The organism is Burkholderia sp. HI4860, from assembly GCF_002223045.2.
GTDB lineage: Bacteria > Pseudomonadota > Gammaproteobacteria > Burkholderiales > Burkholderiaceae > Burkholderia.
The window spans coordinates 49,284-69,173 of record NZ_NKFO02000005.1 but is presented as its reverse complement, the minus strand read 5'-3'; the positions used below and the strand labels follow the sequence as shown (position 1 = coordinate 69,173).

Here is a 19,890-nt window from a genome sequence, read left to right as displayed (position 1 = left end):
CAACGACTCCGTGAAATCAGGCGGCCGCCTCCGGATACGCCGCGCTCAATGCGGCAGCCCGAACGCGGCCTTCAGGCTCGCGACGATCATCTGCATCGCGATCGCCGCGAGAATCATCCCCTTGACATCCTCCCCCGCCTAAAGGCGGGGGGTCCTACCGCGTCTGAAGCGATGATGCTCGTTTCAGATCGCCTCGGCGGGTTCCTGCTTCACGGAGCGGCCCGACTGCACCGGCTCTCCACAGGCTGCAACGCGGTGTCCCCGCGCCAGTATGTTGATCGCACCGACCACATCGGCATGGTCCTCATGACCGCAGTCGACACAGCGGAATGCCGCCTGTGTCTGCCGGTTTTCGGCGCTCACGTATTTGCAGACCGGGCATGTTCGACTCGTATTCGCCGGCGGCACGGCGATGAGCCAGCTCCCATTCCACGCCAGCTTATAGTCCAGCAGACGACGAAATTCGAACCACCCCTGATCGAGGATGGCTTTGTTGAGGCGTGACTTGACCCGAACGCTTCGGCCCGGGGCATCGGAGTTTCCAGCCGCCGACCTCGACATGTTTCGTACCCGCAAGTCTTCGATACACACCATCGCGTGGTTTTGGCTGATCGTGGTCGTGGCTTTGTGCAGGTAGTCGCGGCGGGCATTGCCGATGCGGGCATGGATACGCTGGATGCGAGCCTTTGCCTTCTTCCAGTTGTTGCTGAACTTGACCTTTCGGCTTATTCCCTGCTGCACACGACGCAGCTTAGCCTCGTGCCGCTTGAAGCTGTTGAGCGGCACAAGAAAGCTACCGTCGCTCATTGTGGCAAACCGTGCGATGCCCATGTCGATGCCGATCGCGCTGGTTGCCCGCAACACCGGCTGCGTGACTTCACGCGCAGTCTGGATGGAGACAAACCATTTTCCTGCGTTTCTAGACACGGTGGCATTGCGCACTTCGCCCAACACGTCCCGGCTGTTGCGATAACGGAGCCAGCCAAGCTTAGGCAGAAAGATGCGGTTGTTGACCTGATCGAGTTTGATCTGCTTCGAGTCGGGGTAGCGGAAGCTGTCGCTGCGGCCTTTCTTCTTGAAGCGCGGAAAGGCGGTGCGCTTGGCGAAGAAGTTCTTGTAGGCTCGCTCCAGATCCTTGAGTGCGTGTTGGAGCGGATGCACCGGGGAATCCTTGAGCCAAGGCGTTTCGGTACCGTTGCGCCATGCCGTCAGGCGCTTTGCCATCTCAACGTACCCGATGAACTTTCCGCCCGCCTCGCAGTTCTCCTGCTGCCACGCCAGCGCCTTGTTGAAAACGAATCGGCACGCCCCGGCGAAGCGGCGCATCTTGCGCTGCTGCTCGCCGTTTGGCATCAGTTCGAACTTGAAAGCCTGGAGTCGTTGCATCGGGCCATTCTATGCTTGGCCTACAAGTGAGAGTCAAGCCATTCGACGCGGTCGCCATTGCGTCGTTCTGATGCATATGCAACATGGACTTCGCGACCAAATACCGACGCGACGTGTTCCCCACGGAAATTCCGAACGATTGCGCGGCATTTCCGCGGCGTCGAATCCGAACTGATGGGGTTCGATGGCGAGGACGAGCATGTCCGCCTGCTGATGAGCTACCCGCCCGAGGTTTCTGTGTCGTCGTTGGCGAGCAGCCTCAAGGGCGTCTCAAGCCGCATGATCCGGCAGAAGCGCTACCCCCAGCATTCGCAAAAAGGTGGTGAGGCGGTGCGATGTGGTCTCCGTCTTACTGAAAAAGGTCAGGTCGAAGGCCACAGGTTCGCTCCCGTCTCGCGCGGCGACACGTGCGTCGGATCGCGCGCAGGTTCCGCTTCATTCCGGATGCACGGCGCACGCCATGCTGCTACGATCGACGCACCGCGTTCACGCACGACGGAGGGCCCCGACCGATGCACGCCACCGACACCTTCATGGATCACGAGATTCGCGTCGACGCGACGCGCAACGCGAACGGCGCGTGGGTCGCGCAGGTGCGGATCTTCCGCGACGGCGCGCCGGTCGACCTGCCCGCGCCCGAACTCGTCACACCCGAATGGCTCACGTGCGACGAAGCCCTGCGCGGCGGCATCGACCAGGGCCGCGTGATCATCAAGACACGCGACCGCTAGCGGCAACCGGCTCATCCGCACGCATCGCACGGCGCGTTTCACGCATCGAAATCCAGATCGCCGATCAGGATCTCGCGATCGCGCTGGGTCCGCGTGCTGAAGTCGACCGGCAATTCCATCTGCCAGCGTTCGATCGTGACCGGCAACGCCGCGAGATAGCGGTCGAAGCGACTGCGGTCGGGCTCGGCCAGCAATGCATCGATCGCATCGTCACGCCACGCGAGCCGCGCGTTCAGCCGGTTCGGCAATCCGACCGTCGACGTGAGGCCGATCACGTCGACACGGGTCGGGCCGCCCTGCCCGTCGTGCGGCACGACCTCCACCCTCACTTCGCCAGGCTGATACAGGCCGAGCACACGCGCCGCGATGCGCGGCGCAAACTCGGTTTCGAAACGGGCACGCACATCGGAATTCATCTCGCCTCCAGGGTTCGAATCATGTCGTCACACCGCTGTCACGCGGCTGCAATCTGCCGCTCGAATGCCGCTTCCGCCTTCAGGCTGTCGAGATCGCGGCCCACCGTCGCGACTGCGAGCCGCGTGTTGCCGCGCCAGTATGCGATCGAGCAATCGTGCGCGCCGAGGTCGCCGTCGATCTCGACCCGGTCGAATTGCTCCGCATGCCCGACATAGTTGACCGTCAGATCGTAATGCTGGCTCCAGAAGAACGGCACCGCGTCGAACGGCCGCTGCTGCCCGAGCATGTTGTGCGCGGCGGCGATGCCCTGCCGCTCGGCGACGACCCAGTGCTCGACGCGAATCCGCTCGCCCGTCAGCGGATCGGGCCAGCGCGCGATGTCGCCGGCCGCGTAGATGCCGGGCGCGCTCGTCTGAAGGAAGCGGTCGACCGTCACGCCGCGGTCGACGGCCAGCCCCGCGTCCTGCGCGAGCGCCACGTTTGGATGCACGCCGATGCCGACCACCACGAGATCGGCCGGCAGCATGTCGCCGGTCGACAGCGTCACGCTGTCGGGCGTGATCCGCGCGGGTGTCGCGCCGAGATGGAACACGACGCCGTGCGACTCGTGCAGTGCCTGGATCGTGCTGCCGAGCGCTTCGCCGAGCACGCGCGCCATCGGATGCGCATCGGGCGCGACGACCTGCACGTCGAGCCCGCGCGTGCGCAGTGCGGCAGCCGCTTCGAGCCCGATGAAGCTTGCGCCGACCACGACGCAGCGGCGTGCGGTTTTCAGCTTGCCGATCAGCGCGTCGCAATCGGCGCGCGAGCGCAGCACACACACGTGCGGCAGATCCGCGCCCGGTACGGTCAGCCGGTTCGGCTCGGCGCCGGTTGCAAGCAGCAGCGCACCGTAGCCGACGCGGCTCCCGTCGGCCAGTTCGACCGCCTGCTGCGCGGGGTCGATGCGTACGACGCGTGTGCCGCATCGCACGTCGATGTGATGGTCCGCGTAGAACGATGGTGCACGCAGCGGCAGCCAGTCGGCATCGGCCGTGCCGGCGAGATAGTCTTTCGACAGGTTCGGCCGGTCGTACGGCGGATCGGCATCGGCCGTGAGCAGCGTGACCGGATGCGGATAGCCTTCCTGCCGCAGCGTCACCGCCGCCGCGATGGCAGCCGCCCCGCCGCCGACGATCACCACCGACGCGGGCAGTCCGGTTGCCTTCAACCCAGGCGGCGCGGCGGCCGGCCGCTCATCGAGCACGACGGCGCGGCCGTCGCGGCGTTCGACGCGCCAGCACGGCAGCCCGTCGAGCGCCGGCGCGCGCAGCAGCGCGCCGGTGCGCAGGCAGAACGCCGCGTGATGCCACGGGCAGTGGATCGTGTCGCCTTCCAGCAGGCCGTCGGCCAGCGGCGCGCCGTAGTGCGGGCACTGCGCGCCCACGGCAAACAGTTCATCGGCGCGGCGCACGAGCAGCACCGCTGCATCGCCGACATGGCCCTCGATCATGGCGCCGTCGGCGAGATCGTCGAGCGCGATGCCTTGCGTGAGATCGGGGCGTGACGACGAATCGTCGCTTCCAGTCATGACGTGGCTCCCGAAAAGTCAGGTAACGATCCCATTATCGACATCCCTCCTGAAAAGAACAGGTACAGACGTCCCCGCAGCGCACGCAAACACGTACTGTAGCTTGTACGAGATCCATGACGGGCGTAGAACGTCATCAACGTTGCGGCGCAACACGGCTGCTGATCGCCGCGCACGTCGGGCATCCTGCGCAATCTGCGTGCCGCGCGCCTTCCCCTGTCACCAGGAGTACTACCCGATGGCCACCGTCCTGTGCGTGCTCTACCCCGATCCCGTGGACGGCTACCCGCCGCGCTACGTGCGCGATACGATTCCGGTCATCACGCACTACGCGGACGGGCAGACCGCGCCGACGCCGGCCGGCCCGCCCGGCTTTCGTCCCGGCGAACTCGTCGGCTCGGTGTCCGGCGCGCTCGGCTTGCGCGCTTATATGGAAGCGCACGGCCACACGCTGATCGTCACGAGCGACAAGGACGGCCCCGACTCCGAATTCGAGCGCCGGCTGCCTGAAGCGGACGTCGTGATCTCGCAGCCGTTCTGGCCCGCGTACCTGACGGCCGAACGGATCGCCCGCGCGCCGAAGCTGAAGCTCGCGCTGACGGCGGGCATCGGCTCCGATCACGTCGATCTCGACGCCGCCGCGCGCGCCCACATCACCGTCGCCGAAGTCACCGGCTCGAACAGCATCAGCGTGGCCGAGCACGTGGTGATGACGACGCTCGCGCTGGTGCGCAACTACTTGCCGTCGCATGCGATCGCACAGCAAGGCGGCTGGAACATCGCCGATTGCGTGTCGCGCAGCTACGACGTCGAAGGCATGCACTTCGGCACGGTCGGCGCGGGGCGCATCGGGCTCGCCGTGTTGCGCCGGCTGCAGCCGTTCGGGCTGCCACTGCACTACACGCAGCGACACCGGCTCGATGCAGCGATCGAGCAGGCACTCGGGCTCACGTATCACGCCGATGCCGCGTCACTCGCGAGCGCCGTCGATATCGTCAACCTGCAGATTCCGCTGTACCCGTCGACCGAGCACCTGTTCGACGCGGCGATGATCGCGCGCATGAAACGCGGCGCGTACCTGATCAACACCGCGCGGGCCAAGCTGGTCGACCGCGACGCGGTCGTGAATGCCGTCACGTCCGGGCATCTCGCGGGCTACGGCGGCGACGTGTGGTTTCCGCAGCCGGCGCCGGCCGATCACCCGTGGCGCACGATGCCGTTCAACGGGATGACGCCGCACATCTCCGGCACGTCGCTGTCCGCGCAGGCCCGCTACGCGGCCGGCACGCTGGAGATCCTGCAATGCTGGTTCGACGGCAAGCCGATCCGCAACGAATACCTGATCGTCGACGGCGGCACGCTCGCGGGAACGGGCGCGCAGTCGTACCGGCTGACGTGACGACGCCACGCGCGACGCGCGGCGGCACGTTCAGTCGAGACAGTAGGCGGCGAGCTTGCCGACCGCGATCACCGCCTGCTCGATCTCCGGCGACCACGGGCTGCTGTAGTTCAGCCGGATGAAATTCCGGTAGCTGTCCGTGATCGAGAACATGTAGCCCGGCCCGATCGTGATTCCCTGCTCCAGCGCGAGCTGGTACAGCCGCATCGCGTCGATCTGCGCAGGCAGTTCGATCCACAGCACGTATCCGCCCGCCGGGCTCGAGATGCGCGTGCCTTCCGGAAAGAACCGCGACACCATCGTACGCATCAGGTTCGCCTGCTGCGCATACGCCTTGCGAATCCGCCGCAGGTGATGCTCGTAGCCGTCGCGTTCGAGAAACTCCGCGATCGCGAGCTGCGGCAGCGACGGCGTTGCAAGCGTGTTCAGGAATTTCAGCTTCTCGACCTGCTCGCGATAGCGGCCCGGGAGTGCCCAGCCGATCCGGTACGCGGCCGTCAGGCTCTTCGAGAACGACGAGCAGTGCAGCACGATGTCGTGCCGGTCGAACGACTTCAGCGTGCTCGGATGCATGTTGCCGAAATACAGTTCGTTGTACACGCCGTTCTCGATGATCGGCAGGTCGGCTTTCGCGGCGAACTCGACCAGCTCGCGCTTGCGCTCGTCCGGCATCTGGAAGCCGAGCGGGTTCTGGAAGTTCGGCATCACCATGCATGCGGCGATCGGCTGCGACTTCGCGATCGCGGCCAGCGCCGCGATGTCGATTCCGTATTCCGGGTGCGTGGCGACCTCGATCGCCTTCATCCCCATCCGTTCGATTGCGTGCAGCATCGCGTAGAACGTCGGCGATTCCACCGCGATCGTGTCGCCCGGTTTCGCAACGGCCTGCAGGCACAGGTTGATCGCCTCCGTCGCGCCGACCGTCACGATGATCTCGTTCGGATCCACCGACATCCCGTTTTCCAGGTAGCGGCGCGCGATCTGGCGGATCAGTCGCGGATGGCCGGGCGGCAGCCCGTCCGTCACGCCCCACAGCGACTTGTCGCGGCCGGCCGCATACGCATAGCGGTTCAGCTTCTCGAACGGAAACAGGCTCGGGTCCGGGTACGGCGAGCCGAGCGGCACAGCGTCGTCCGTGCCGATCGAGCGCAGCGTCGACAGCACGAGCCGGCTCACGTCCACCGACGACGAGATCGCGATCGGCTTCGACGGGCGCAGCTCGCGCACCGGCGCATGGCTGTCGTCGCGCCGCAGGTTCACGAAATAACCCGACTGCGGCCGGCTCTCCAGCAGCCCGCGGCTTTCCAGCAACAGATACGCATGCAGCACGGTCGTGATGCTGATCCGGTGCTGCTGGCTCGCCTGCCGCACCGAAGGGACACGATCGCCGTGTCGATATACGCCCTGCCGGATGAGTCTCTCTATGTCGTTTGCAAATTTCTCGTAGAGCTTCATCCGCCTCGCCCCGCCAGCGGTGAACCGGCGTGCGATGCACGGGCGGCATGGCCGCGCCGGTGCACGAAGCCGGATAGCCGTGCCCGGGCGCGGGCGTCCCGGTGCGAACCTCGTCCGTTATCGAAATTGAAGGCGGATAGCAATGCGAATCTCATCTAGACAAGGTTCGGCATCCTACTGCGTCATTTCGACGAATGTAAGTGACAGTTTGGCGACGAAACGTGAAATCCGGCCGGCGTGGTGAACAGATTCGAACGCGACGGCAAACGGCCCCGCGCGATCGCGTGGCAAGCATTTGCCGGGCGCGGTGCCGGCGTGCGTCGTCGCGGTTTGCCGGCGGCCGTCGGGCGGCAAGTTATGCGAAGCCGGCTGATGCGCGGGCCTCGCGTACGCTCAAGCGTCGTCGACGTTGTCCGCGTAGTGATCGATCGCGACCTTGCACTCGTCGAACACCACCGTCAGCAAGGCAATGTCGTTCGACTCGACCCACTTGCGGATCTGCAGGAACTGCGCGGTGCCGAGATCGGCGAGGCGGCCCGGATCGTCGGTCGTCACGTCGACGCTCGCGATCGCGCGGCTGCCGTGGCCGGGCAGCGGCGACAGCGTCGCCGCGATGTCGAAGCGCCGGTACGATTGTTCGATGCGCATGCGGTTCTCCCTTTCCGGTTCGACGACGACACGCTCAATCGAGCGACTGGCGAAACACCTTGCCGCCGAATCCGGTCACGACGTTGTCGACCGAGAACGGCGTGTCTTCCTTCGCTTCCAGGATGATCGCGACGCTGCCGGGCACGAGCCGCGCCGCCACCGTCTCGACGAACGTGCCGTCGAGCAGCGCGTTGCCGGCCGCTTCCGCGAGAATGCCGGCGCCCGCGCCGGCCGCCATGCCGGTGACCACGCCGAGCGGCCCGGCGAGCAGGCCGAGCAAGCCGCCTGCGATCGCGCCGATCACGCCGCCCTTGAACGGCCGCGATTCGGCATGGAGGACCGCGAGCTTGCCGGTCGCGTCCTTCTCGACGACGACGCCGTTCTCGATGTGGAATCCCTCGTCCTTCTCCGACAGCGCCTCGAAATCGTTCGCGGCCTGGCGGGCCGTGTCGACGTTGCCGAACACGGCGACGATCAGTTGCTTGGTCATGCGATACCTCGCTCGGTTGGATGGCCAGTGGCAGCGGCCGCACCGGATGCGGCACGCCAAGGTTTCGATTCAGATGCCGATGGCCGCCTCGCGTGCACGCGCCGCGTCGGCATAGGCGTAGGCTGCTTCTCGCTGCAACCCGGCGACGGTGGGTGCGCGGGCGAGCGCAGGATCGGCATCGCGCGTGTCGCGCGCCAGCCGGTAGGCGTCCGACGCCGCGTGCTGCAGCTCGATCGCCCGTTTCGTTTCGACGGAATTCGTCATCATCCGGCACCCTCCTTCAGGGACATCGATCATGCATGCGGCGCCTTACCGGTGCGCGTGCGCATCGTCCTCGACATCGGCGACGTCGGCCGGGAAGCGGTGCTGACCGAAACTCAGGATCAGCACGCCGACGGCGAGCAGCACGATCCCGACCGTCGTCATCAGCATCCGTTCGGGGCTGTCGGTTGCGCCGCGCAGTATCAGGTCGCGCGCGAGCGACGTCATCGCAATGAACAGCGGAAACCGCACGGGCAAGCGGCCGAGCCGCAGGTAGCGCACGTCCATCGCGAGCACTTCGAGATACAGGAACATCAGCAGCAGGTCGGTCAGCGACACCTCGCCCGCGAGCACGACCTTCCACGCTTCCTGCGCCATCGCGAACGCGGTCGCGAGCCCGATCACGATCAGCCCGGCCAGTTCGGCCGCGTGAAGGAAATGGCCGAAGCGGCGGCGGATGCGCTCGGCGGGCGAGCAGGCAATGGTGGTCGTATTCAAGGTGACAGTCGCTGGGTTGAGGCTTGAACGGCGCCGGGCGGCGGCGGGAACGTCACGTCGCGCGCGGCGGCATGCACGGCATCGTGCGCGTCGGGTCGATCCGGCCTGTCCGACATGTCGGGCGCATGCGGGCCGGCCGCGCCGGTCGCCTGCTCGACCGCGGACAGCGTCCGGCGGCAGCACACGTGGAACGCGTCACCCGCATCGGTGCAGGCGACGTCGTCGTGGTCGCGGCACAGCAGCAGGCGGCAGCCGAGATACCGTTCGAGGCCGTCGATCCGTTCGCTCACCTGCGCTTCGTCAAGGTGCAACTCGGACGCCGCACCGGACAGGCCGCCATGCTCGACCACCGCGACATACACACGCATCGCTTCCAGCAGGTTCATGATGACGCTCCTCGTGGCGGCGCAGCGGGACCTAATCTACTGCACGCGGCACGCACGCTCAAGAGCACAGCGCCGCATGCGCCAGGAGTACAGCTGCGCGGGTGACGGCCAAAATCCGGCCCTGTTTGACGCATTCGCATGACAGTTTGGTGTTTCGTGTTCCAAAGACCGGCCGAAGCTGCTAGATTGTTTGCTCGACGACGTCACGCGGTGCGGGCAGGTCGCGCGCCCGGTGCGGCCGCCACCGCTGCGGCCCGTTGCGGGATGCCCGCACAGCGTCCTTCATCCGCGTGACACAAAGAGAACAGTCGCATGACACAGTTCAACCGTTCGCCCTCCCGCGCCACGGCACTTCCGTCCCGACCTGACTGACCGGCAGCCCACGATGCAGACACCTCCCCCGCTTCCCCAAAACGTTCACAGCCCGATCACGCGCAGCGCGATCTTCCTCGTCGCGACAATCAATCCCGGCGCCGATCACGCCGACACGATCCGCTCATGGTGCGGCGATATCGCCGCGCTCGTGCGCTCGGTCGGCAAGCGCGTGCCGGGCGGCAACCTCACCTGCGTGTGCGGCTTCGGCGCCGACGCGTGGGATGCGCTGTTCGGCCAACCGCGCCCCGCCGCGCTGCATCCGTTCCGCGAATTCGGCGCGGGCCAGCGCGTCGCGGTCGCGACGCCGGGCGACATCCTGCTGCACATTCGCGCGGAAGCGATGGACCTGTGCTTCGAACTCGCGACGCAGCTGCTCGGCGCGCTCGGCGATGCCGTCACGGTCGTCGACGAGGTGCACGGCTTCCGCAATTTCGACCAGCGCGCGATGATCGGCTTCGTCGACGGCACCGAGAACCCGGAAGGCCGCGAGGCGGTCGACTTCACGGTGATCGGCGACGAGGACGCGGAATTCGCCGGCGGCAGCTACGTGATCGTGCAGAAGTACCTGCACGACATGGCCGGCTGGAACGCGCTCGCGGTCGAGACGCAGGAGCGCATCATCGGCCGCACCAAGCTCGCCGACATCGAGCTCGCGCCGGACGTGAAGCCGTCGTGCTCGCACAGCTCGCTGACCACGCTCGACGAGGGCGGCCAGGAAGTGAAGATCCTGCGCGACAACATGCCGTTCGGGCGCCCGGGCGCGGGCGAATTCGGCACCTATTTCATCGGCTATGCGCGCTCGCCGGCGCCGATCGAGCAGATGCTCGAGAACATGTTCGTCGGCCGCCCGCCCGGCAACTACGACCGCCTGCTCGACTACAGCCGCGCGGTCACCGGCTCGTTGTTCTTCGTGCCGTCCGCCGACCTGCTCGAAGCGCTCGCCGATCGCGCGGCGCCGGCGGCCGAGGCCGTGGAAGCGGAACCGGCATCCTCGGCGCCGCATCGCGACGGCTCGCTGAAGATCGGCTCGCTGAAAGGCGTGCCGTCGTAACGCAGGTCATCACCAGGGGCAGTCCGGCGCGCCAATCCCGCGCCGGGCGAAGCGAGCGGTCGCGCCATGAACGCCGTCCACTCGCGGTAAAGCTTCAATAGGCTGCGCCTATGGTTCATCCGGGCTCGGCCCCGCCGACTGAACGCGCCCGAGCCCCGGCGTCCGGAAACGCGGCCGGATGAATGTTCGTAAGAATGCGCGACACGCGATCGGCCCTCGACCGCCAAGGGTTCGGCACGCCGTCGAGCGCGGCCCGAGCGACGCGGGCGCCGGTGCGCACCCGGGCATCGCCATACGTCGCGGCGTGCAGCACAAGCGCACCGCCCCTCCCCTCACGTGAATTGCAGAACAGTTGCGCCACCGCAGCGTGTCGTTTCGATTTGTGCTGCAGCAGTGTCAATAGAGCCTGCTAATATGCATTTTCGTCCGCGATCGGCCTGCCGGGCTCAGACGCAGTCCGTCAGCCGATCGGCCCACCCTGAAGTGTTTTCGCTGACGTGAGGCAACCCAAACCCATGAATAACCTGCACCGCGAACTCGCCCCGATCTCGTCCGCCGCCTGGGAGCAAATCGAGGAGGAAGTGGCACGCACGTTCAAACGCTCGGTGGCCGGCCGCCGCGTCGTCGACGTCGACGGCCCCGAAGGCCCCGAACTGTCGGCCGTCGGCACCGGGCACCTCGTCGACGTCGCCGCCCCGCGCGAGCTGGTGAATGCGCGGCTGCGCGAAGTCCGCACCATCGTCGAGCTGACGGTGCCGTTCGAGTTGAGCCGCGATGCGATCGACAGCGTCGAGCGCGGCGCGCGCGACGCCGACTGGCAACCGGCGAAGGACGCCGCGCAGCGGCTCGCGTTCGCCGAAGACGACGCGATTTTCGACGGCTACCGGGCCGCCGGCATTCTCGGCATCCGCGAAGGCACGTCGAACCGCAAGCTCACGCTGCCGGCGGACGTCGCCGCGTATCCCGACGCGATCAGCGACGCGCTCGAGGCATTGCGGCTTGCCGGCGTCGACGGCCCGTACTCGGTCGTGCTCGGCTCGGATGCATACACGGCGCTCAGCGAAGCGCGCGACCAGGGCTATCCGGTCCTCGGCCATATCAAGCGGATCGTCAGCGGCGAGATCATCTGGGCGCCGGCGATCAGCGGCGGCTGCGTGCTGTCCACGCGCGGCGGCGATTACGAGCTGCACCTCGGGGAAGACGTATCGATCGGCTACACGAGTCATACCGACAAGGTCGTCCGCCTGTACCTGCGCGAAACGTTCACGTTCCTGATGCTCACGAGCGAAGCATCGGTGGCCGTGGCGCCGCAGGGCAACACGGCCGCCTGACCGCGGTTGCCTGCGCGCGATGCCCGCCGGGCGTCGCGCGCGAGCGGCCGCACTGCCGGCCGCAGGTTCGTCGCCGATCAAACCCATCTTGCATGGAGTGTGTGATGAGCGAGTCGAATGAGGCATTGCAGGCGCTGCAGGCGTCGGTCGACCACCTGAAGCAGGCGGTCGACGCGAACGCGAGCAGCCAGGCCGGCGACACCGCCGTGCTGTTCACCGTCTTGTCGCTGGTCCTGGCGGAGTTGCCGCCCGACACGCGCAACCTGATCGAGGATTCGTTTTCCGTCTGGGCCAATGGCCTGCCGAATGAGGCACTGTCACAGGACGTGAAGCAGATTGCCCGGCAGCGGCTTGCGATGACCCTCTCGGACTGACCGCGGCACGCCGCGGTTGCGCCGCGTCCGGCCCGGACCGTGCAACCCGCCTTCGCCTTCGGCCGCCCCACACGCATCGTCCGCGGTGCGTGCGCGGTCGCGCTTGGCCGCTCGCGGCACGCGCCCCCTGCGGCGCTTCCGTCGCGCCTCTCCACCCGCGCTGCCTTTCATCCCCCGGCAACCGGCGCCCTGCGCGCCGATGTCGCACCGCGATCCGTTCGCGCGCCGCCCGCTTCCGCTTCCTGTCCTCCCACGCTGCGCCCGCCGCGCACGCCCGTGGCGCCGTGCGCCCGCCCGTCTGTACTCCTTGCCAACAGTGCGCGCGCGCATGCGAGGGTGCAATTCACGGCCGGGCCGGTGCGGAACTGTGCCTTGGAGAGCCTGCGCCGATTCGCTATTTTGAACGCAGTCGAAGCGATGCCGTGGGCTCCTCCCGGCACGCACGCTTGCCGCCCTGACCGCGACCGTGCACGACGCCGGCGCGCACTGCATGACAGCACGGGTGCCGCCCGCGCGCCGCCGTGCCGCGTGTCGTGCGTTCGCGGTGGGAAGCGCCAAGCGCCGCACCGCATCGGGACTTCACCCTTCGACCCACTTTCACCGACAGGAGCCAGACCACCATGCCCGCACTTTGCGATATCTGCCACGCGCGGCCGGCCGTCGCGCGCGCAACCGTGATGCAGGACGGCGAGCGCAAGACGATCTCGATCTGCGATTACCACTTCCGTCAGCTGATGCGGCATCAGAGCATGCTGAACCCGTTCGATTCGCTGCTCGGCGGTGGCGGCTCGTCGTCGCTGTTCGGCGGGCTCGACGACGAATCGCCGCTCGCTGCCGAGATTCCGCGCGAATCGGTCGACCCGACCGACGCGTTCAGCGAGCAGACGCTGGAGTTGCTGCAGCGCGCGGCCGAGAAGGCGCACGAGCTGCGCCGCAGCGAGCTCGATTCCGAACACCTGCTGTACGCGCTCGCGGACACCGACGTGTGCGCCGCGCTGCTGAAGGAACTGAAGCTGTCGCCGGAGGACATCAAGTCGTACATCGATGCGCATGCGCACACCGGCACGGCCGACCCCGATGCGCCGCTCGACAAGCTGTCGATCTCGCCGCGCGTGAAGAAGGCCGTGCAATACGCGTTCCAGGCGTCGCGCGATCTCGGCCACTCGTACATCGGCCCCGAGCACCTGCTGATCGGGCTCGCATCGGTGCCGGACAGCGTCGCCGGCACGCTGCTGAAGAAATACGGCGTGACGCCCGAGGCGCTGCGCCAGAAAGTCGTGAAGGTGGTCGGCAAAGGCGCCGAGGACGGCCGCGTCGATGCGCCGACCGGCACGCCGAACCTCGACAAGTTCGGCCGCGACCTCACCGCGATCGCGCGCCAGGGCAAGCTCGACCCGGTGCTCGGCCGCGCGCAGGAAATCGAGAGCACGATCGAGGTGCTCGCGCGCCGCAAGAAGAACAATCCGGTGCTGATCGGCGAGCCGGGCGTCGGCAAGACGGCGATCGTCGAAGGGCTTGCGCAGCGGATCGTCAACGGCGACGTGCCCGAGGTGCTGCGCGACAAGCGGCTCGTCGAAGTCAACATCAACTCGATGGTGGCCGGCGCGAAATATCGCGGCGAGTTCGAGGAGCGCGCGAAGCAGCTGATCGACGAAGTCACGGCGAAGCAGGACGAACTGATCCTGTTCATCGACGAGCTGCACACGATCGTCGGTGCCGGCCAGGGCGGCGGCGAAGGCGGCCTCGACATCGCGAACGTGCTGAAGCCCGCGCTCGCGCGCGGCGAGCTGAGCCTGATCGGCGCGACGACGCTCAACGAATACCAGAAGTACATCGAGAAGGACGCCGCGCTCGAACGGCGCTTCCAGCCGGTGTTCGTGCCGGAGCCGAGCGTCGAGCAGACGATCGTGATCCTGCGCGGGCTGCGCGACAGCCTCGAGGCGCATCACCAGGTGACGTTCGCCGACGACGCGTTCGTCGCGGCCGCGGAATTCGCCGATCGCTACATCACGTCGCGCTTCCTCCCCGACAAGGCGATCGACCTGATCGACCAGGCCGCCGCGCGCGTGCGGATCGGCGCGACCTCGCGCCCGGTCGACATCCAGGAAGGCGAAGCGCAGATCGCGCAACTGAAGCGCGAGCAGGACTACGCGACGTCGCGCAAGCGCTTCGACGAAGCGAAGCAGTTCGAGGAGCAGATCAACGCGAAGCAGAAATCCGTCGACGAGATGATGGAGGCGTGGCAGCGCAAGACCGGCTCCGAGACGCTCGAGGTCACCGTCGAATCGGTGGCCGAAGTCGTGTCGCGGCTCACCGGCATCCCGGTTTCCGAACTCACGCAGGAAGAACGCCAGAAGCTGCTGAAGATGGAAGAGCAGCTGCGCGAGCGCGTGGTCGGCCAGAGTGACGCGGTGGTGGCCGTCAGCGATGCCGTGCGGCTGTCGCGCGCGGGGCTCGGCCAGACGCACCGGCCGATCGCGACGTTCCTGTTCCTCGGGCCGACGGGCGTCGGCAAGACCGAGCTCGCGAAGGCGCTGGCCGAGACCGTGTTCGGCGACGAACAGGCGATCATCCGCATCGACATGTCCGAGTACATGGAGCGGCACGCGGTCGCGCGGCTGATCGGCGCGCCGCCCGGCTACGTCGGCTACGACGAAGGCGGCCAGCTCACCGAGCGCGTGCGGCGCCGCCCGTACAGCGTGATCCTGCTCGACGAGATCGAGAAGGCGCATCCGGACGTCTACAACGTGCTGCTGCAGGTGTTCGACGACGGCCGCCTGACCGACGGCAAGGGCCGCGTGGTCGACTTCAGCAACACGATCATCATCGCGACGAGCAACCTCGGCGCCGCGATCATCATGGACAACCTCACGCAGCCGGAAGCCGCGCGCAAGACCGACAAGGCGATCCGCGAGGAACTGATGCAGGTGCTGAAGGGCCATTTCCGCCCCGAGTTCCTGAACCGGATCGACGAGGTGATCGTCTTCCACGCGCTGTCGAAGGAGAACATCCGCGCGATCGTGCAGATCCAGCTCGACCGCGTGGTGCGCACCGCCGCCGCGCAGGACATCACGCTCGTGATGGGCGATGCGCTCGTCGAGCACCTGACCGAAGCCGGCTACCAGCCGGAGTTCGGCGCACGCGAGCTGAAGCGCCAGATCCGCCAGACCATCGAGACCCGGCTCGCGAAGGAGATCCTCGCCGACCGGCTGAAGTCGGGCGACCGGTGCGAGGTCGACTACGACAAGGCCAGCGACGAAGTGAAGTTCACCAAGCTCGCGGCGCCTGAAGCGAAGGCGACCCAGGACGCGAAGAAGGACGCCGACGGCAAGGCGAAACCGAACGGCAAGGCGGCCAAGGCCACCGACGATGCGAAGGCCGGCGACACGCCCGCCGACGCCCCGCCGCCCGCGCCGGCCGCGAAAGCGTCCGGCAAGAAGTCGTCCGGCGCGAAGAAGGACGCGCACTGAAAAACAGCATGCCCCGCACGCCCGGGGCACGCATGACCGGCTCCGTCCACCGGACGGAGCCGCCCCACGCCGCGACACGGCGCAAACCGAGCCGCCCGCACCGGGTAAGGCTGATGGAGATTCAACATGACAAATCGACGCGAAGTGCCAGGCATCAGGAAGTACGACGGGCCCGCCGGTGGTTGGGGCGCGCTTCGCGCGACAGCCGATGCGGTGCGCACGCAAATGGAAACCATCGAGGCGCCGATCGTGCTGATGCGGACCAACCAGCCCGACGGCTTCGACTGCCCCGGCTGCGCGTGGCCCGACAAGGAACACAAGTCGACGTTCCAGTTCTGCGAGAACGGCGCGAAGGCCGTCACGTGGGAAGCGACGACCAAGCGCGTGACGCCCGAGTTCTTCGCGGCGAACACCGTGTCGTCGCTGCTGCGCATGTCGGACTACGAGCTGGAGAACATGGGCCGGCTCACGCATCCGCTCGTCTACGACCGCGCGACCGACACGTTCCGCGCGATCGAATGGGACGACGCGTTCGCGCGCATCGGCGAAGTGCTGCGCGCGCTGCCGCCCGACCAGGTCGAGTTCTATACGTCGGGCCGCGCGTCGAACGAAGCCGCGTACCTGTACCAGCTGTTCGCGCGTGAACTCGGCACCAACAATTTCCCCGACTGCTCGAACATGTGCCACGAGCCGACCAGCGTCGGCCTGCCGCAGTCGATCGGCATCGGCAAGGGCACCGTGTCGCTGGAGGATTTCGACCACTGCGAGCTGATCATCTCGATCGGCCACAACCCCGGTACGAACCACCCGCGGATGATGGGCACACTGCACGAGTGCGCGCGCCGCAACGTGCCGATCATCGTGTTCAACCCGCTGCGCGAACGCGCGCTCGAACGCTTCGCCGATCCGCAGGACATGATCGAGATGGCGTCGTTCGGCTCGACCCGCATCGCATCGACGTATTACCAGGTCGACGCCGGCGGCGACGCGGCCGCGCTGAAGGGCATCATGAAGGCGCTGCTGCAGCTCGAAGCCGAGCGCGGCAACGTGCTCGACCGCGACTTCATCGCGCAGCACACCAACGGCTTCGACGCGTTCTCGGCCGACCTCGAAGCCACGTCGTGGGACGACATCGAGCGCGCGAGCGGGCTCAGCCAGGCGCAGCTCGAACAGGTCGCGCTCGCGTACGCGAAGTCGAACGCGACGATCGTCACGTACGGGATGGGCGTCACGCAGCACAACAAGGGCACCGCAACCGTGCGCCTGATCGCCGACCTGCTGCTGATGCGCGGCAACATCGGCAAGCCCGGCGCCGGCGTGTGCCCGCTGCGCGGCCACTCGAACGTGCAGGGCAACCGCACGGTCGGCATCACCGAGAAGCCGTCGGCCGAGTTCCTGAAGAAGATCGAGGACGTGTGCGGCTTCACGCCGCCCGCCCATCACGGGCATGACGCCGTGCAGGCGATGCAGGCGATGATCGACGGCACCGCGAAGGCGCTGCTGTGCCTCGGCGGCAACTTCGCGGTCGCGCTGCCCGATCCGGAGCAGTCGTTCCCGGCGATGGCGAAGCTCGACCTGAGCGTGCATCTCGGCACCAAGCTGAACCGCTCGCACCTGCTGGTCGCGAAGGAAACCTTCGTGCTGCCGGTGCTCGGCCGCACCGAGCTCGACATGCAGGCCACCGGCCGGCAGTCGATCACCGTCGAGGATTCGATGTCGATGGTTCACGCGTCGGCCGGCAAGCTCAAGCCGGCGTCCGACCAGTTGCGCTCCGAGCCGGCGATCGTCGCGGGCATCGCGCATGCGACGCTGCCGGCCAGCAAGGTCGCGTGGCTCGACCTGATCGACGACTACGACCGCATCCGCGACCTGATCGACCGCACGGTGCCCGGCTTCGAGGCGTTCAACGAGCGGATCCGCACGCCGGGCGGCTTCCGCCTGCCGCTGCCGCCCACCGAGCGCGTGTGGCCGACACCGACCGGCAAGGCGATGTTCTCGGTCTACAAGGGCGTGAAGGAAGACGCCGACGTGCTCGGCGCCGAACAGGTGCTGCGGCTGATCACGCTGCGCAGCCACGACCAGTACAACACGACGATCTACGGGCTCGACGACCGTTATCGCGGCGTGTTCGGCCGGCGCGACGTGCTGTTCATGAACCCCGCCGATCTCGCGAAGTACGGGCTCGAACACGGCGATCTCGTCGACATCGAGACGGTCACCGCATCGGGTCGCGCGCTGCGCCTCGAGAAGATCACCGCGATCGAGTACGACATCGCGCCGGGGTCGGTCGGCGCGTACTACCCGGAAGCGAACGTGCTCGTGCCGCTCGACTACATCGACAAGGAAAGCGGCACGCCGTCGTACAAGTCGGTGCCGGTGCGCGTCGCGCGCTCGGCGGTGGTCTGACCGACTGACGGGCCGGCTCGCGGCGTACAGGCTACCGCGAGCCGGCCCGACCTTCCCCACGGGCCACCGTGTCTCGACGGGTGCGATGGCCCCCTTCCTTCCCCGCTATTACCGCGCCGCCGTCGGCGGCATCGTCGCGCCCGTCTGCCGGCGCCGGTACGCGCTGTCACGCGACGCAAGCCAGTAGTACAGCGGCGACGTCAGCGCGAGCCCGACCAGCCACGACAGGTCCGCGCCGCCGAGATGCGCCGGAATCGGGCCCGCATACATCGGCGTGTTCATGAACGGAATCTGCACGAGGATGCCGATCGCATACGCGAGCAGCGCCTGCGGGTTGAAGCGGCCGTAGATCCCGCCATCGACCATGAAGATCGACTTGATGTCGTACTTGCCCTTGTGGATCACGTAGAAGTCGATCAGGTTGATCGCCGTCCACGGCACCAGCACGACGAGCAGCGCGAGCACGAGATCGACGAGGTTGCCGACGAAGTTCGTCGACGCGCCGATCGCCGCGTAGCAGCAGGCGACGAAGATCACGACCGACACCACCGCGCGCGCCTTCGCGGTCGGAATCCACTTGTACGCGAACGTCTGCACCGACGTGATCACCGCGAGCACCGCGCCGTACAGGTTCAGCGCGTTGTGGCTGATCACGCTCAGCAGGAACAGCACGAGCATCAGCGGGCCGAGCGGGCCCGTCGCCTGCTTGACCGCATCCATCGCATCCGCGCCGGCCGGCACCGCGAGCACCGCGACCGCGCCGAAGATGAACGCGAGCGTCGAGCCGATCGTGCAGCCGAGATAGGTCGCCCAGAACGTCGACGCCACGCCGACGTTTTCCGGCAGATAGCGCGAATAGTCCGACACGTACGGCGCGAACGCGATCTGCCACAACGCCGACAGCGATACCGTCGCGAGCCAGCCGGCGAAGTTGAAGCCGCCGCGCGTCAGGAAATCGTCGGTCGTCACGTGCGTGAGGATCATCCAGAAGCCGACCAGGATGCCGATGCCGAGCACCCACGTGCCGATCCGGTTCAGGATGTGGATGAACCGGTAGCCGACGATCCCGATCAGCCCCGAGCCCACCGCGCCGATCACGATGCCGACGGGCACCGGCACCGACGACGCGATACCGTGCACCGACTTGCCGGCCAGCACGATGTTCGACGCGAAGAAGCCGACGTACATCACGGCCGCGATCACGGTCACGAGCAGCGCGCCCCACGAGCCGAACTGCGCGCGGCTCTGGATCATCTGCGGGATGCCCATCTGCGGCCCCTGCGCCGAATGCAGCGCCATCAGCACGCCGCCGACCGCCTGGCCGACGACGATCGCGACGATGCCCCACATCAGGTTCAGGTGGAAGAGCTGCACGCCGAGCGCGCCGGTCACGATCGGCAGCGGCGCGATGTTGCCGCCGAACCAGAGCGTGAACAGGTCGCGCACCTTGCCGTGGCGCTCCGCGGGCGGCACGTAGCCGATCGTGTGCTTCTCTATCATCGGGGACGCGTTGCGGTCCACGTTCGTCATGGTGATGTCTCCTGTCCTGCGCGGCGATGCGCGCTTGCCGTGTCAGCCGACGCGCGTTGGGGTGCGCGCCTGCAATCGGGTCCGGATACGCGAGCGACGACGCGCCGCGTGC

General features: G+C 67.2%; 17 protein-coding genes and 1 pseudogene. 8 read left to right on the top strand and 10 right to left on the bottom strand.

Features of this window, described 5'->3' with window-relative positions; genetic code table 11:
• Window positions 1–183: 183 nt before the first annotated feature.
• Entirely contained in the window at window positions 184–1,386 is a 1,203-nt protein-coding gene (locus CFB34_RS34390) for an RNA-guided endonuclease TnpB family protein (protein WP_089444147.1), read from the bottom strand.
• Window positions 1,387–1,566: 180 nt separating this feature from the next.
• Between CFB34_RS34390 and CFB34_RS34385 the strand changes: the two are divergent.
• Window positions 1,567–1,680 (top strand): annotated as a pseudogene (locus tag CFB34_RS34385) (transposase); the annotation flags it as partial.
• A 218-nt stretch (window positions 1,681–1,898) separates the two neighbouring features.
• Entirely contained in the window at window positions 1,899–2,117 is a 219-nt protein-coding gene (locus CFB34_RS34380; RefSeq protein ID WP_089444146.1) for a DUF6566 family protein, read from the top strand.
• Between the two features lie 38 nt (window positions 2,118–2,155).
• Here CFB34_RS34380 and CFB34_RS34375 read toward each other — a convergent pair whose 3' ends face one another.
• Both CFB34_RS34375 and CFB34_RS34370 read right to left on the bottom strand, forming a co-directional pair.
• Complete coding sequence (locus tag CFB34_RS34375) at window positions 2,156–2,533, bottom strand: DUF5594 family protein (RefSeq protein WP_089444145.1); 378 nt, start codon at window positions 2,531–2,533, stop codon at window positions 2,156–2,158.
• Between the two features lie 38 nt (window positions 2,534–2,571).
• The gene (locus CFB34_RS34370) at window positions 2,572–4,104 is read right to left on the bottom strand and encodes an FAD-dependent oxidoreductase (protein WP_089444144.1); all 1,533 of its coding nucleotides are present in this window, start codon (window positions 4,102–4,104) and stop codon (window positions 2,572–2,574) included.
• 238 nt (window positions 4,105–4,342) lie between these two features.
• Between CFB34_RS34370 and CFB34_RS34365 the strand changes: the two genes are divergently transcribed.
• A complete protein-coding gene (locus CFB34_RS34365; protein WP_089444143.1) occupies window positions 4,343–5,503 on the top strand; it encodes an NAD-dependent formate dehydrogenase in 1,161 nt (386 codons plus the stop codon).
• A 30-nt stretch (window positions 5,504–5,533) separates the two neighbouring features.
• On the opposite strand, the gene CFB34_RS34360 is transcribed toward CFB34_RS34365, so the two are convergent.
• The 6 genes from CFB34_RS34360 to CFB34_RS34335 form a co-directional block, all read right to left on the bottom strand.
• The gene (locus CFB34_RS34360; RefSeq protein WP_069249479.1) at window positions 5,534–6,958 is read right to left on the bottom strand and encodes a PLP-dependent aminotransferase family protein; all 1,425 of its coding nucleotides are present in this window, start codon (window positions 6,956–6,958) and stop codon (window positions 5,534–5,536) included.
• 393 nt (window positions 6,959–7,351) lie between these two features.
• Window positions 7,352–7,606, bottom strand: coding sequence for a hypothetical protein (locus CFB34_RS34355; protein ID WP_089444141.1), 255 nt, complete (start codon window positions 7,604–7,606; stop codon window positions 7,352–7,354).
• 34 nt (window positions 7,607–7,640) lie between these two features.
• The gene (locus CFB34_RS34350) at window positions 7,641–8,096 is read right to left on the bottom strand and encodes a DUF1269 domain-containing protein (protein WP_089444140.1); all 456 of its coding nucleotides are present in this window, start codon (window positions 8,094–8,096) and stop codon (window positions 7,641–7,643) included.
• Between the two features lie 69 nt (window positions 8,097–8,165).
• Window positions 8,166–8,393 (bottom strand): hypothetical protein, encoded by a 228-nt coding sequence (locus tag CFB34_RS34345; RefSeq protein WP_242808748.1) that lies wholly within the window; start codon window positions 8,391–8,393, stop codon window positions 8,166–8,168.
• Window positions 8,394–8,405: 12 nt separating this feature from the next.
• Window positions 8,406–8,855: a phosphate-starvation-inducible PsiE family protein gene (locus CFB34_RS34340; protein ID WP_089444138.1), complete on the bottom strand. Its 450-nt coding sequence runs from the start codon at window positions 8,853–8,855 to the stop codon at window positions 8,406–8,408.
• The gene (locus tag CFB34_RS34335; RefSeq protein ID WP_089444137.1) at window positions 8,852–9,241 is read right to left on the bottom strand and encodes a LysR family transcriptional regulator; all 390 of its coding nucleotides are present in this window, start codon (window positions 9,239–9,241) and stop codon (window positions 8,852–8,854) included. Before CFB34_RS34335 ends, CFB34_RS34340 begins: the two co-directional genes overlap by 4 nt.
• 385 nt (window positions 9,242–9,626) lie before the next feature.
• Here CFB34_RS34335 and CFB34_RS34330 point away from each other — a divergent pair, with 385 nt between their 5' ends.
• The 5 genes from CFB34_RS34330 (at window position 9,627) to CFB34_RS34310 (ending at window position 18,248) form a co-directional block, all read left to right on the top strand.
• Window positions 9,627–10,667: a Dyp-type peroxidase gene (locus tag CFB34_RS34330; RefSeq protein ID WP_089444136.1), complete on the top strand. Its 1,041-nt coding sequence runs from the start codon at window positions 9,627–9,629 to the stop codon at window positions 10,665–10,667.
• A gap of 515 nt (window positions 10,668–11,182) precedes the next feature.
• Window positions 11,183–11,998, top strand: a complete 816-nt coding sequence (locus CFB34_RS34325; protein ID WP_089444135.1) for a family 1 encapsulin nanocompartment shell protein — start codon at window positions 11,183–11,185, stop codon at window positions 11,996–11,998.
• Between the two features lie 104 nt (window positions 11,999–12,102).
• Window positions 12,103–12,372 (top strand): hypothetical protein, encoded by a 270-nt coding sequence (locus CFB34_RS34320; RefSeq protein ID WP_089444134.1) that lies wholly within the window; start codon window positions 12,103–12,105, stop codon window positions 12,370–12,372.
• Window positions 12,373–12,992: 620 nt separating this feature from the next.
• Complete coding sequence (locus CFB34_RS34315) at window positions 12,993–15,842, top strand: AAA family ATPase (protein WP_089444133.1); 2,850 nt, start codon at window positions 12,993–12,995, stop codon at window positions 15,840–15,842.
• Between the two features lie 126 nt (window positions 15,843–15,968).
• A complete protein-coding gene (locus CFB34_RS34310; RefSeq protein ID WP_089444132.1) occupies window positions 15,969–18,248 on the top strand; it encodes an FdhF/YdeP family oxidoreductase in 2,280 nt (759 codons plus the stop codon).
• A 108-nt stretch (window positions 18,249–18,356) separates the two neighbouring features.
• On the opposite strand, the gene CFB34_RS34305 is transcribed toward CFB34_RS34310, so the two are convergent.
• Window positions 18,357–19,778, bottom strand: a complete 1,422-nt coding sequence (locus tag CFB34_RS34305; RefSeq protein WP_089444131.1) for a cytosine permease — start codon at window positions 19,776–19,778, stop codon at window positions 18,357–18,359.
• Between the last annotated feature and the right edge of the window lie 112 nt (window positions 19,779–19,890).